The sequence below is a fragment of the uncultured Amaricoccus sp. genome (genome assembly GCF_937891315.1).
In the GTDB taxonomy this organism is placed as follows: domain Bacteria; phylum Pseudomonadota; class Alphaproteobacteria; order Rhodobacterales; family Rhodobacteraceae; genus Amaricoccus.
Window position 1 is genome coordinate 1 of sequence record NZ_CALAGI010000128.1, and the last position, 12,544, is coordinate 12,544.

General features: G+C 70.7%; 12 protein-coding genes. 8 read left to right on the forward strand and 4 right to left on the reverse strand.

Annotation, left to right across the window (positions count from 1 at the left end):
- Positions 1 to 719 (reverse strand): N-acetylmuramoyl-L-alanine amidase (locus Q0480_RS11990; RefSeq protein WP_299133237.1); only part of this gene is annotated, 719 nt, incomplete at its 3' end.
- A 47-nt stretch (positions 720 to 766) separates the two neighbouring features.
- Here Q0480_RS11990 and Q0480_RS11995 point away from each other — a divergent pair.
- Positions 767 to 1,354 (forward strand): hypothetical protein, encoded by a 588-nt coding sequence (locus Q0480_RS11995; RefSeq protein ID WP_299133239.1) that lies wholly within the window; start codon positions 767 to 769, stop codon positions 1,352 to 1,354.
- On the opposite strand, the gene Q0480_RS12000 is transcribed toward Q0480_RS11995, so the two are convergent.
- The 3 genes from Q0480_RS12000 to gatC are packed head-to-tail and all read right to left on the reverse strand — an operon-like array spanning position 1,344 to position 3,796.
- Positions 1,344 to 1,937 (reverse strand): hypothetical protein, encoded by a 594-nt coding sequence (locus tag Q0480_RS12000; protein WP_299133240.1) that lies wholly within the window; start codon positions 1,935 to 1,937, stop codon positions 1,344 to 1,346. The two genes, Q0480_RS11995 and Q0480_RS12000, sit on opposite strands and share 11 nt — an antisense overlap.
- A gap of 40 nt (positions 1,938 to 1,977) precedes the next feature.
- Positions 1,978 to 3,465 carry an Asp-tRNA(Asn)/Glu-tRNA(Gln) amidotransferase subunit GatA gene (gene gatA / locus Q0480_RS12005; RefSeq protein ID WP_299133248.1) on the reverse strand — a complete coding sequence of 496 codons (1,488 nt, stop codon included), beginning with the start codon at positions 3,463 to 3,465 and terminating at the stop codon, positions 1,978 to 1,980.
- A gap of 43 nt (positions 3,466 to 3,508) precedes the next feature.
- Positions 3,509 to 3,796: an Asp-tRNA(Asn)/Glu-tRNA(Gln) amidotransferase subunit GatC gene (gatC, locus tag Q0480_RS12010; RefSeq protein WP_299133242.1), complete on the reverse strand. Its 288-nt coding sequence runs from the start codon at positions 3,794 to 3,796 to the stop codon at positions 3,509 to 3,511.
- Between the two features lie 696 nt (positions 3,797 to 4,492).
- Here gatC and Q0480_RS12015 point away from each other — a divergent pair.
- From Q0480_RS12015 to mraY, 7 genes are all read left to right on the forward strand, one after another.
- Complete coding sequence (locus Q0480_RS12015; RefSeq protein ID WP_299133249.1) at positions 4,493 to 5,032, forward strand: cell division/cell wall cluster transcriptional repressor MraZ; 540 nt, start codon at positions 4,493 to 4,495, stop codon at positions 5,030 to 5,032.
- Complete coding sequence (rsmH, locus tag Q0480_RS12020) at positions 5,029 to 6,030, forward strand: 16S rRNA (cytosine(1402)-N(4))-methyltransferase RsmH (RefSeq protein ID WP_299133243.1); 1,002 nt, start codon at positions 5,029 to 5,031, stop codon at positions 6,028 to 6,030. Before Q0480_RS12015 ends, rsmH begins: the two co-directional genes overlap by 4 nt.
- On the forward strand, positions 6,027 to 6,377 hold the full coding sequence (locus Q0480_RS12025) for a cell division protein FtsL (protein WP_299133244.1): 351 nt from the start codon (positions 6,027 to 6,029) through the stop codon (positions 6,375 to 6,377). The genes rsmH and Q0480_RS12025 overlap by 4 nt, the downstream gene beginning before the upstream one ends.
- The gene (locus tag Q0480_RS12030; protein ID WP_299133245.1) at positions 6,374 to 8,167 is read left to right on the forward strand and encodes a penicillin-binding protein 2; all 1,794 of its coding nucleotides are present in this window, start codon (positions 6,374 to 6,376) and stop codon (positions 8,165 to 8,167) included. The genes Q0480_RS12025 and Q0480_RS12030 overlap by 4 nt, the downstream gene beginning before the upstream one ends.
- Before the next feature lie 64 nt (positions 8,168 to 8,231).
- Positions 8,232 to 9,722: a UDP-N-acetylmuramoyl-L-alanyl-D-glutamate--2,6-diaminopimelate ligase gene (locus Q0480_RS12035; protein WP_299133250.1), complete on the forward strand. Its 1,491-nt coding sequence runs from the start codon at positions 8,232 to 8,234 to the stop codon at positions 9,720 to 9,722.
- A gap of 44 nt (positions 9,723 to 9,766) precedes the next feature.
- Positions 9,767 to 11,227, forward strand: coding sequence for a UDP-N-acetylmuramoyl-tripeptide--D-alanyl-D-alanine ligase (murF, locus tag Q0480_RS12040; protein ID WP_299133251.1), 1,461 nt, complete (start codon positions 9,767 to 9,769; stop codon positions 11,225 to 11,227).
- Positions 11,228 to 11,235: 8 nt separating this feature from the next.
- A complete protein-coding gene (mraY, locus tag Q0480_RS12045; RefSeq protein ID WP_299133247.1) occupies positions 11,236 to 12,321 on the forward strand; it encodes a phospho-N-acetylmuramoyl-pentapeptide-transferase in 1,086 nt (361 codons plus the stop codon).
- The last annotated feature ends 223 nt before the right edge of the window (positions 12,322 to 12,544 follow it).

Here is a 12,544-nt window from a genome sequence, read left to right on the forward strand (position 1 = left end):
ACCGCGCTCCGGTCAACCTCGGGCGGGCCGTCCGCGCAAGGCTGCGCCGCTGCCACCGCTTCGGCGAGCGCCACGTCGCCAGCGACCAGCGCGCCGCGCGCCGTCGGTCGGAACCGTGCCCTGAAGGCGGCCAGCAGCACCGCCGCCTCCGCCTCGGCGGGATAGCCGATGGCGACGAGAGCCGCGCGGAACGCCCTGGCGTCGGCCCGGCCGGACACCGGCGCCGGCGCCGCCGGCCAGGTCGCGCGACCGCCGAGCGCGAGGCGGCGCCAATCGAACTTGCGTCCCGGATCGACCTTGCGACCCGGCGCCATGTCGGAATGGCCGATCACCCGCGAGGGCGGAATGCTCCACCGCGCGAGAACGCCGTCGAGCAGAGCCTCCAGCGCCGCCATCTGCGCCTCGGGGAACGGCGGATTGTCGTCGAGCGGTCCGGGATTCGCGAGCTCGATCCCGATCGAATGCGAATTGACGTCGCGCACGCCGCCCCAGGAGCCGGCGCCCGCGTGCCAGGCGCGTTCGGTCTCGGCCACCAGGCGCCAGACCTCGCCGGTCGGGCCGATGAGGTAATGCGCCGAAACCTCCGCCGCCGGATCGCAGAGCCGGTCCAGCGCCGCCTCCGCCGTCGCCATCGCGGTATAGTGCAGCACCACCATGTCCGGCCGTGCGACGCCCCGACGCGGGCCATGGTTCGGGCTTGACCGGTCACGGATTTTCATGGGTCAGTGCGCCTACGTCACGGCGTCCGGCCGAAGCCGAGGAGCCCATGCCCTTCCAGAACCGCTGCGCCCCGGATGGCACGCTCCACGCCACACCGGCGCGTGGGGCGCTGATGGGCAACCGGGGCGGTCGGCTGCACCGCGCGGACGGCACTCTCGGCGCCTCGCGATGGCGCTCCCGCGCCTGGATCTGCTGCCTGACCACGTTTCGCGGACGCCGGCGCGCGGTGATGGGCGCCGGCTATACCGAGATCTTCTTCCTCGACGAGCCGACCGCGCTCGCCGCCGGCCATCGGCCCTGTTTCGAATGCCGCCGCGCCGCGGCCCTGGCGTTCGCCGCGGCCTGGGGTCGGGCGAAGGGAACACCGCCACCGCGCGTGTCCGAGATGGACCGCGCACTCCATGCCGAGCGCCTCGGCCCACGCGAAATCCTCGCCTTCTCGACCATTCCCGCCGGGGTGATCTTCGAAGCGGATGGCTTTCAGCTGCGCACAGTGGCCGGCGCCCGTCGCTGGAGCTTCGAGGGCTACGGTCCGGAGCGCGCCTTCGCCGCCGGGGACCGGCTTTCCTGCCTCACGCCGCCGAGCATCGTCGCCGCCCTCCGCGCCGGCTATGCGCCGCATGTCAGCCTTTGAGCTGTCGGAACGGCGTCGGATCCCAGGCGCAGGCGAAGCCGTCGCCGTCCGGGTCGAGCCCGCCGCGATCGTCCTGTGGGCCGCCATTCGCCAGGAACGCCCGCTGCGCGTCGTCGGGATGCTTGAACCGCCGGCAGGCCGCCGCCGCGGACAGCGAATTGCCGCGCCGGTCGTAGACCCGCACGCCGACCGCGTTGCTGGTTTGCTGGGCGAAGAGCGCGACATTGATGCCCTCGACCCGGTCGGGCAGCGCGCCCGGCTGTACGATGACGAGCTGCGCCCGGTCGGCGGCGAGCTTGCGCTCGGCCACCGCCGCGTCGATCTTCTGCTCCTCAAGCGTGGTCTGCAGCAGGTTCAGCGTATCGGTATCGAGCGGCCGTCCCACGCCCGGCGCCGCGGTGGCGGTCGAGACGCCGGCCGGCGCCTGCTGCACACCCGGCGGCAGCGGCTCGCCGCCCATGGAGGAGGCGATGCCGGTGGTCGGCACCTCGGTGATGACCGGCTGATCGGGAACCGTGACATCGCCGGAGGTGCAGGCCGAAAGCAGCCCGCCCGCGATGATCGCCATCACACGCTTTTTCATCTTGCCGTCTTGCCTCGCATACATATGCCTCGGCACAGCTCTACCACCATTTTCGAGGTTTTGCAGCAAATCCGCTCGCCTTTTCCAGAGCATATGCCACGTCGAGCATTCCGGCCTCGTCCCAGGGCCGGCCAATCACCTGCAACCCCAGCGGGAGACCCGCCTTGTCCACTCCCGCCGGGACCGAGGCGCCGGGCAGACCGGCGAGATTGACCGTCACGGTGAAGACGTCGTTGAGATACATCTGGACCGGATCGCCGTCGCCGACCTCGCCCAGGCCGAACGCGGCCGAGGGCGTCGCCGGGGTCAGGATCGCATCGATTCCCGCGGAGAAGGCGGCTTCGAAATCCTGGCGGATCAGCGTCCGCGTCTTCTGCGCCCTGAGATAGTAGGCGTCGTAGAAGCCGGCCGAGAGCACATAGGCGCCGATCATCACCCGGCGGCGGACTTCCTTGCCGAAGCCTTCGGCCCGGCTGCGCTCGTACATCTCGGTGACGCCCTCCTGGGCCTCGATCCGCGCGCGGTGGCCATAGCGCACGCCGTCGTAGCGCGCGAGGTTCGACGAGGCTTCCGCCGGGGCGATGACGTAATAGGCCGGCAGCGCATATTTCGTGCGGGGCAGGCTGATCTCGACGATCTCCGCGCCCGCGTCGCGCAGCATCTCGGCGCCCCGCTGCCAGAGGGCCTCGATCTCGGCCGGCATGCCGTCGATGCGATATTCCTTCGGGACGCCGATCCGCTTGCCGCGCATGTCGCCGACGAGCGCGGCCTCGAAATCCGGCACCGGGCGGTTGGCCGAGGTGCTGTCCTTCGGATCGTGCCCGGCCATGGCGCCGAGCAGGATCGCGGCGTCGCGCACGGTCTTCGTCATCGGTCCCGCCTGGTCGAGCGAGGAGGCGAAGGCGACGATCCCCCAGCGCGAGCAGCGCCCGTAGGTCGGCTTTACCCCGACGATGCCGGTCAGCGCCGCCGGCTGGCGGATCGAGCCGCCGGTGTCCGTGCCGGTCGCGCCGAGGCAGAGATCCGCCGCCACCGCCGCCGCCGAGCCGCCCGAGGAGCCGCCCGGGGTCAGCGGCGCGGCGTCGCCCGCCCGCCGCCAGGGGCTGACCACCGGTCCGAAGGCCGAGCTCTCGTTCGACGAGCCCATGGCGAACTCGTCCATGTTGAGCTTGCCGAGGCAGACCGCGCCGCGCTCCCAGAGCCGGGCGGTGACGCTGCTCTCGTAGGGCGGGACGAAGCCTTCCAGGATGTTGGACGCCGCCTGCGCCGGCAAGCCCTCGACGCAGAAGAGATCCTTGATCCCGAGGGGCACGCCGCAGAGGTCGGGCGCCTCCCCCGCGTCGAGCCGGGTCTGCGCCGCCGCCGCGCCGACGCGGGCGCGGTCTGGCGAGACATGGGAGAAGGCGTTGAGCGGCGTCGCGGCGGTGATCGCGTCGAGGCAGGACTCGGTCAATTCGGCCGCGCCGATCCGTCGGGAACGCAGGCCCTCGCGGGCCTCGGCGATGGTCAGGCGGGCGAGATCGGACATGCTGTTCCCACGACTTTCCATTTCCCGGACTTGGCCGGACTGTTTATTCCACGACCTTCGGCACGGTGAAGAATCCGTCGCGCGCGTCCGGCGCGTTGGCGAGTACCCGCTCGGGGTAGCCGCCATCGGTCACCGCGTCCTGGCGCCAGGGCAGCCGCATCGGGGTGACGGATGTCATCGGTTCGACGCCGGTGACATCGAGTTCGCCCAGCTGTTCCATGAAGCCGAGGATCGCCGACAACTCGGCGGCGAGCGGGGCGATATCGGCCTCGGCCACCTCGATCCGTGCGAGATGGGCGACGCGGCGCGCGGTTTCTGCGTCAATCGACATCGATCCGGATCCTTCGGCCTCGCGGGAGATGGGCATTCGGCCGTCCGCGCTTTATCCCGCCACCCGTCCCCACGCAAGACCCGCGCCGGGGCGGCCGGGCCTCGGGCGAGGGGCGCGGAGCGCCGCGCCCGCGCCGGGACGCGCCGCTCATGGGATTTCGTGGGTGCGGGGTATGGCGTGCAGCATGGCGTGGGATTCGGTGGCCGATTCGGCGAAGCCGGGTACCAGACGAGACGCCGGCGCGGCTTGCGGGTAACACCGAGGCAGAAAATTACAACTTTATTGATTTTCGGCTTGAGTGTGTGCAATCGGTGGTTGCACAAAATGTGGTGGTAACGGTGCCGTGACGCCACAAGTAATGCTCGTGATCGGGTAATGCTGCGGCGCACCAAAGGGCGAAAAGCCGCTGATTGAACGATCAAAATCCCGATGGACGTGAAAACCGTTGCGTGGCATGAAATCCCATGCTATCCCATAACTCACGGAAGGCAGCGGAATACAAGACAAGGGCAAGTAAAGACCCAAGTGAGACTCGGCAGGCTTCATACAGGCCCGCGCTTTCCTAAGACGAAGAAGACCCGACGCGACTGAAGAACGAGCAGGCACGTAAGACGTGGCGCAGTCGGGCCGAAGGCCCAAACAGGACCGGATGACGGGTCGTGCTTTCAGGTGGCACGGCCCGTCATTGTTTCCGGGATGGGCGAAGCGGACAGGAGTTGGTTGCCGGTGAAGGCGTCTTTCAGGGGCGAGTCGGTCCACAAGTTGGACACGAAGGGTCGCTTGTCGATCCCGGCCCCGTTTCGGCGCGAGCTGGAGAAGGGCGATCCCGAATGGGAATCGGGCCGACCACAGCGTTTCATCCTGGTCTATGGTCATCAGGACACCAGCTATCTCGAAGGCTTCTCCATCGAGTCGATGGCGCGGATGGAGCGGCGGATCCGCAAGATGGATCAGTTCAGCGTCGCGCGTAAGCTTGCGACCTATACCTACAGCACCTGCTCGACGCAGATGGAGCTGGACCCGACGGGCCGGATCGTGCTTCCGGCCGAGCTGAAGCAGCGGATCGGCGCCACCGACGAGGTCCGCTTCCTTGGCGAGCTCGACACCTTCCGCATCACGACGCCGAGCGTGTTCGACGCGGCGATCGCCGAATTGCGCGGCCTCGTGGTGCCGGGAGACGCGGCGAGCGACCTCTACGCGGCGCTGGGCCGAATCGCCGACGAGGACGACGAATGATGATGGCGCCCTTCGCGCGGCATGTGCCGGTGCTGATCGGTGCGATTCTGGGGCGGGTCGCGCCCGCGCATGGCGTCTGGCTCGACGGCACCTTCGGCGCCGGTGGCTATGCCCGGGCCTTGCTCGACGCCGGGGCCGCGCGGGTGATCGGGGTCGATCGCGATCCCGACGCGCTGAGGGCCGCGGCGCCCTGGGCGGAGACTTTCGGCGCCCGGCTCGACCTCCGCGCCGGGCGGTTCGGCGATCTTGACCGGATCGCGGCCGAGGCGGGGGCGTCGGCGCTGGATGGCGTTGTGCTCGATATCGGCGTTTCCTCAATGCAGCTCGACCAGGCGGAGCGCGGCTTTTCCTTTCAGAAGGAGGGGCCGCTCGACATGCGCATGGGTCGCTCCGGGCCTTCGGCCGCCGATCTGGTGAACAATCTGCCGGAAGCGGCGCTGGCCGACATATTGTTCCAGTATGGCGAGGAGCGCGCCTCGCGCCGGATCGCCCGGGCCATCGTCGCGGCGCGCAAGACGGCGCCGTTCGAGACGACCACCGACCTCGCCGGGCTCTTCGAGCGGCAATTGCCGCGGCCGAAGCCGGGGCAGCCGCATCCGGCGACCCGCGGTTTTCAGGCGCTGCGCATCGCGGTCAACGACGAGTTGGGCGAGCTGGCACGCGGCCTCGCCGCGGCCGAGGCGGCGCTGGCGCCGGGCGGCTGGCTCGCGGTCGTCACCTTTCATTCTCTGGAGGACCGCGTGGTGAAGCGCTTCCTGCAGGCGCGGTCCGGCGCGGCCCCGCGGACCAGCCGGCACGCGCCCGAGGCGACCGCCGAGGCGCCGCGGTTCGAACTCGTCACCCGCAAGGCGGTGGAACCCGACGCGGCCGAGGTCGCCGCCAACCCGCGCGCGCGCTCGGCCAAGCTGCGGCTCGCCCGGCGGCTCGACGCGCCGGCGGGGCGGATCGACGCGGCCACGCTCGGCCTGCCGGCGCTGGCGATCGGAGGGGCGCGGTGAAGCTGATCCTTTATGCCTCCTCGGCCGTGCTCGTCGTTGTCTGCGCGACCTGGGCCTATCGGGTGAACTACGCGACGCAGGAGGCGATGAACCGGGTCGCCGACCTCCGCGCCGAGATCGCCCGCGAGCGCGAGGCGCTGGGCGTGCTCGAGGCCGAATGGGCCTATCTCAACCGGCCCGACCGGCTGCGCGCGCTGGTCGATGCCAATGCCACGACGCTGGCGCTGGTCGAGCTGACGCCCGGGCAATTCGCCGATGTCGGCATGGTGAGCTTTCCGCCACCTCCCGACCCGACCATCGACCCCGAGACCGCCCCCCAATCCGATCCCGCCGGAGCCAAGAAATGATCCGCCGTCCGCTGCGCCCGCTCGCCCGCATCCTCTCGGCCCGTGCCGAGGGCACGGATCCGGATCTCGTCGAAGCCGAGGAACGCGCGGCGCGACTGGCCGCTCGCCATCGCGCCGAGCGGCAGAAGGCGGAGACGCGGCTGTTGCTGCTCGGCGTCGTGTTCATCCTCTGCTTTACCACCGTCGCGGGGCGGATGGCGCTGCTGTCGGCCGCGGTTCCGGTGGAGCCGCGGGCCGAGGGGACAAGCGAGCCGATCCGGGCGCAGCGGGCGAATATCGTCGACCATAACGGCGCGATCCTGGCCACCAACCTCGTCACCGCCTCGCTCTATGCCCAGCCGGCGCAGATGATCGATCCGGCGGCGGCGGCCGAGGCGCTGGCGGCGATCTTCCCCGACCTCGACGCGGAGACGTTGCGGGCGCGCTTCACCGACGGGCGCAAGTTTCTCTGGATCAAGCGCACCATCTCGCCCGAACAGCGGCAGGCGGTGCATGACCTCGGCGAGCCGGGGCTGCTGTTCGGCCCGCGTGAGGTACGGTTCTATCCCAACGGCGCGCTCGCGTCGCATGTTCTCGGCGGCGCGAGCTTCGGTCGCGAGGGCGTCGACGCGGCGGAGATCGTCGGAACGGCCGGCGTCGAGCGCATGTTCGACCAGCGGTTACGCGACCCGGCCGAGGTGGGCGAGGCGCTGCGGCTTTCGATCGACATCGACGCGCAGGTCGCACTCGAGGAAGTGCTGGCGACCGGCATGGCCGAGATGCATGCCAAGGGCGCGGTCGGCATCCTGATGGAGGCCGACACCGGTCAGATCCGCGCGCTGGCGAGCCTGCCGGACTTCGATCCGAACCAGCGCCCGCCCTTGCCGACCAGCGGCGACCCCGCCGACAGCCCGCTCTTCAACCGGGCGGCGCAGGGGCGCTACGAACTCGGTTCCTCCTTCAAGCCGCTGACCGCCGCCCTGGCGATCGAGGAGGGCAAGGTCGGGCCGAAGACGCTGGTTGACACCAAGGGGCCGATGCATTGGGGCCGGTTCACCATCCACGACTTCCACAACTACGGCCCGCGGCTGACGGTCGAGGACGTGCTGGTCAAATCCTCGAACATCGGCGCGGCGCGGCTGGCCATCGCCAGCGGGACGGCGGCGCAGAAGCGCTTTCTCGGCGAGGTCGGCATGCTGGCGCCGGTGCCGGTGGAGCTGAGCGAGGCGGCGCGCACCACGCCGATGGTGCCGTCGAGCTGGTCTGACCTTTCGACCATCACCATCGGCTTCGGTCACGGTATCGCGGTGACGCCGCTGCATCTCGCCACGGCCTATGCGATGCTGGCGAACGGCGGTCTTCGCGTGCATCCGAGCATCGTGGCGAGCGACGTGCGCCCCACCGAGGCCGACCGGATCATCTCCGCGCGGACCTCGCAGGAGATCCGCGAAATGCTGCGCCAGGTGGTGGTGCGCGGTACCGCCAAGGGCGCCGACATCCCCGGCTACGCGGTGGCGGGCAAGACCGGGACGGCGGACAAGCCGCTGCGGCACGGCGGCTACGCGCGCGACAAGGTGATCTCGACCTTCGCCTCCTTCTTCCCGGTCGACAAGCCGCGCTACGTGCTCGTCATCACGCTCGACGAGCCGGTCACCTATATCAACAAGACGGCGTTCCGCACGGCGGGCCTGACGGCGGTACCGGTGGCGGCGAAGGCGATCAAGCGCCTGGCGCCCGTGCTCGGCATGCGGCCGGACGCGCCGGTCGAGACCGAGGAGCCGCCGCTTTACACGGTCGCGGGAAACGAATAGCCCCTTGCCCAACAACTCCCGGAGGCGCTGGACGATGGCCGCGACCGATCGCACCAAGAAGCTGATGGGCTTCGATGCGCTGGGGCTGCTGACCGGAACCCGGCGCGGCGGCGACTGGTCCGGCGCGCTGCCCGAGATCACCGGGCTCTCGGTCGACAGTCGCGATACCGAAGCCGGGCATCTCTTCGCCGCCCTGCCGGGGACGCGGATGCACGGCGCGGACTTCATTCCCTTCGCCTTGCGCATGGGCGCGGTCGCGGTGCTGACCGACGCCGCGGGCCTCGCCTCGGCCGAGGCCGCGCTCGGGCCGCTGAAGGTGCCGGTGGTGGTCGCGGAGCAGCCGCGCCGGGCGCTGGCCATCGCGGCCGGGCGCTGGTACGGCGCCCAGCCGGAGGTGATGGTCGCGGTCACCGGCACCAACGGCAAGACCTCGGTCGCGAGCTTCACCCGCCAGATCTGGGAGCAGATCGGCGAGCGGGCGGTGAATTTCGGCACCACCGGCGTCGAAGGCGCGGTCTCGGCGCCGCTCGGTCACACGACGCCCGAGCCGATCACGCTGCACGCGCTGCTCGCCGAGCTCAGTGTCGAGGGCGTCACCCACGCGGCGATGGAGGCGTCGAGCCATGGGCTCGACCAGCACCGGCTGGACGGGGTGCATCTCGACGCGGCGGCCTTCACCAACATCACGCGCGATCATCTCGACTATCATCCCGATTTCGAAGCCTATTTCGCGGCGAAGCTGGGGCTGTTCGAACGGGTGCTGCCGCGGGGGGCGGCGGCCGTCGTCAATATGGACGATCCGCACGGCGCGCGGGTCCGCGCGGTGGCCGAGGCGCGGGGCCAGAAGGTGATCGCGGTCGGCCGGGCCGAGGGCTGCGAGCTGCGGCTGATCGGCCAGCGGTTCGATGCGACCGGGCAGGACCTGCTCTTTGCCTGGGGGGGGCGCAGCCACAAGGTCCGGCTCGACCTCATCGGCGGCTTCCAGGCGCACAACGCCCTGATCTCCGCCGGCCTCGCCATCGGCTCCGGCAGCGACGCGGCGGCGGTGATCGCGGCGCTGCCCCTGCTCGAAACGGTGCGCGGGCGGATGGAGCGGGCGGCGACGCGGGCCAACGGCGCGCAGGTCTTCGTCGACTATGCCCATACCCCGGACGCGCTCGCGACCGCGCTGGCGGCGCTGCGGCCGCATGTGATGGGGCGGCTGCTCGTGGCGTTCGGCGCGGGCGGCGACCGGGACAGGGGCAAGCGGCCGCTGATGGGCGAGGCGGCGGCGGCGGGGGCGGACGTGGTCTTCGTCACCGACGACAATCCGCGCACCGAGGATCCGGCGGCGATCCGCGCGGCGGTGCGCGCCGGCTGCCCCGAGGCGACGGAGATCGGCGACCGGGCCGAGGCGATCCTGACGGCGGTCGACGCGCTGCAGCCGGGGGACGCGCTGCTGATCGCGGGCAAGGGCCATGAGACGGGTCAGGTGATCGGCCAGGACGTGCTGCCCTTCGACGATATCGAGCAGGCGAGCATCGCGGTCGCCGCGCTCGACGGGTTGGGCGCGTGAGGGCGGCGGGCGCCGCGGCGCGCGCGGCGGAGGAGGGCGCGGCGATGGCGGTGCTCTGGACCCGGGCCGAGGCGGAGGCCGCGACCGGCGCCGCCGCGGCGGGCGGCGTCGCGGGGCGCGACTGGACCGCCACCGGGGTCTCGATCGACACGCGTTCGCTGTTGCCGGGCGATCTCTTCGTCGCGCTGTCCGCCGCGCGGGACGGACATGATTTCGTGGCCGAGGCGCTGGCCAAGGGCGCGGCGGCGGCGCTGGTGTCGCGCGTTCCGGAGGGCGTCGCGCCGGACGCGCCGCTGCTGGTCGTTCGGGACGTGCTCGACGGGCTGTGGGCGCTCGGTCGCGCGGCGCGGGCACGGTTCCGGGGCAAGCTGGTCGCGGTCACCGGATCGGTTGGCAAGACCGGCACCAAGGAGATGCTGCGGGTGGCCCTCGGCGCCCAGGCGACCGTGCACGCGGCGGAGAAGAGCTACAACAATCACTGGGGCGTGCCGCTGACGCTGGCGCGAATGCCCGAGACGGTCGATTTCGCGGTGATCGAGATCGGCATGAACGCACCGGGCGAGATCGCGCCGCTGACCCGCCTCGCACGGCCGCATGTGGCGCTGGTCACCACGGTCGCCGCCGTGCATCTCGCGGCGTTCCGCGGTCTCGGCGGCATCGCGCGCGAGAAGGCGGCGATCTTCCAGGGGCTCGAGCCGGGCGGTGTCGCGATCCTGAACCGCGACATCCCGCAATATCCGATCCTGCGCGCGGCGGCCAAGGCGGCGGGCGCGCGCGCCGTCCGGTTCGGTTCGGCCGGGCGGCCGGAGTTCCTGCTGCTCGACGCGCGGGTCGGCACCGGCGCGACCTCGATCAAGGCGCGGGCGAACGGGACGACCTTCTATTTCAGGCTCGCCGCCGCCGGCGCGCATCTCGCACTCAACGCGCTCGGTGCGCTGGCGGCGGTCGATGCGCTCGGCGGCGACATGGCGCGGGCGAGCCTCGCGCTGGCGAGTTGGCGCTCGCCCGAGGGGCGGGGCGCGCGCTGGACGGTTCTGCTGGGACCGGGCGGGCTCGACGGGACGATCGGCCTGATCGACGAAAGCTACAACGCCAATCCGGCGGCGATGGCGGCGGCGCTCGCGGTCTTCGCTGGCGAGCAGCCGCGGGACGGCATAGGCCGGGTGGCGCGCGGCCGGCGGGTCGCGTTTCTCGGCGACATGCTGGAACTCGGCCCGCGTGAACGCGAGATGCATGAGGGCCTCGCCCGGGTGCCGGCGATCTCGGCGGTTGACAAGGTTCATTGCGCCGGTGGCCGGATGCGCGCGCTCTACGAGGCGCTGCCGGCGGACCAGCGCGGCGAGTGGTTCGATACCGCCGAAGAGATGGCGGCGCGGGTGCGGCGCCTGCTCGACGCTGGCGACATCGCCATGGTCAAGGGCTCGCTCGGCTCGCGCGTCGGCAAGGTGGTCGAAGCGATCAAGAAGCTGGGCGACGCGCGTCCGCCCGAAAGCCTGGAGGGATAGGCCCCCGAATGCTGTTCTACCTCGCGGAGCTTTCGCCCGACCTGAGCCTGTTCAACGTCTTCCGCTACATCACCTTTCGCGCCGGCGGCGCCTTCATCACCGCGCTGATCTTCGGCTTCCTGTTCGGCCGCCCGCTCATCGACCTGCTGCGGTTGCGGCAGGGGCGGGGGCAGCCGATCCGGACCGACGGGCCGCAGAGCCATATCGTCAGCAAGGCCGGGACGCCGACTATGGGCGGTCTGCTGATCCTGTCGGCGACCTTCTTCTCGACGCTGCTCTGGGCGCGCTGGGACAACGGCTTCGTCTGGCTGGTGCTGTTCGTCACGGCGGGCTTCGGCCTGATCGGCTTCGCCGACGATTTCGCCAAGGTGAAGCGCCAGACCCATGACGGCGTCTCGGGGCGGATCCGGCTGGCGGCGGGGTTCCTGATCGCGCTGGCCGCCGGGGGCTGGGCGATGGTCCTGCATCCCGAGGGGCTGACCGGCATGCTGGCCTTTCCGGTGTTCAAGAGCTTCCTGCTCGATCTCGGCTGGCTGTTCCTGCCATTCGCCATGCTGGTGATCGTCGGTTCGGCCAACGCCGTGAACCTGACCGACGGACTCGACGGGCTTGCCATCATGCCGGTGATGATCGCCGCGGCGGCGCTCGGGGTCATCGCCTACGTGGTCGGGCGCGCCGACTTCTCGACCTATCTCGACGTGCACTACGTACCCGGCACCGGTGAGATCGCGGTCTTCGTCGCGGCGCTGATCGGCGGCGGGCTCGGGTTTCTCTGGTACAACGCCCCGCCGGCGGCGGTTTTCATGGGCGACACCGGCAGCCTCGCGCTCGGCGGCGCGCTCGGGGCGATCGCGGTCGCGACCAAGCACGAGATCGTGCTCGCCATCGTCGGCGGGCTGTTCGTGGTCGAGGCGCTGAGTGTCATCATTCAGGTGGTGTATTACAAGCGGACCAAGAAGCGGGTGTTCCTGATGGCCCCGATCCACCACCATTTCGAGAAAAAGGGCTGGGCCGAGCCGCAGATCGTGATCCGCTTCTGGATCATCTCGCTGATCCTCGCCATGATCGGCCTCGCCACGCTGAAGCTGCGTTAGGGCGGAAACCGACCCGGTTGCACCGGGTCGCCCGCTCTGGAGTCTTGAATTTGCGCAATGTCTTGACCACCGGACGATTCCGTCCGGTTGGACATTGCTCTGGCGGTCGGGCTCATACCAGATCCGTTTGATTGGTTCGGATCGAGATGTTTCCCGCGGACCGATCTTGGGGGCGCCAGTGGCGCGCCCGCGGTCCGCGCGCCCGGAGCAAGCTCGCGGAGGG

Coding starts and splice junctions, on each gene's coding strand:
- Q0480_RS11995 (WP_299133239.1), top strand. CDS start 767: ATGCCCTTCCAGAACCGCTGCGCCCCGGATGGCACGCTCCACGCCACA.
- Q0480_RS12000 (WP_299133240.1), bottom strand. CDS start 1,937: ATGAAAAAGCGTGTGATGGCGATCATCGCGGGCGGGCTGCTTTCGGCC.
- gatA (WP_299133248.1), bottom strand. CDS start 3,465: ATGTCCGATCTCGCCCGCCTGACCATCGCCGAGGCCCGCGAGGGCCTG.
- gatC (WP_299133242.1), bottom strand. CDS start 3,796: ATGTCGATTGACGCAGAAACCGCGCGCCGCGTCGCCCATCTCGCACGG.
- Q0480_RS12015 (WP_299133249.1), top strand. CDS start 4,493: ATGGGCGAAGCGGACAGGAGTTGGTTGCCGGTGAAGGCGTCTTTCAGG.
- rsmH (WP_299133243.1), top strand. CDS start 5,029: ATGATGATGGCGCCCTTCGCGCGGCATGTGCCGGTGCTGATCGGTGCG.
- Q0480_RS12030 (WP_299133245.1), top strand. CDS start 6,374: ATGATCCGCCGTCCGCTGCGCCCGCTCGCCCGCATCCTCTCGGCCCGT.
- Q0480_RS12035 (WP_299133250.1), top strand. CDS start 8,232: ATGGGCTTCGATGCGCTGGGGCTGCTGACCGGAACCCGGCGCGGCGGC.
- murF (WP_299133251.1), top strand. CDS start 9,767: ATGGCGGTGCTCTGGACCCGGGCCGAGGCGGAGGCCGCGACCGGCGCC.
- mraY (WP_299133247.1), top strand. CDS start 11,236: ATGCTGTTCTACCTCGCGGAGCTTTCGCCCGACCTGAGCCTGTTCAAC.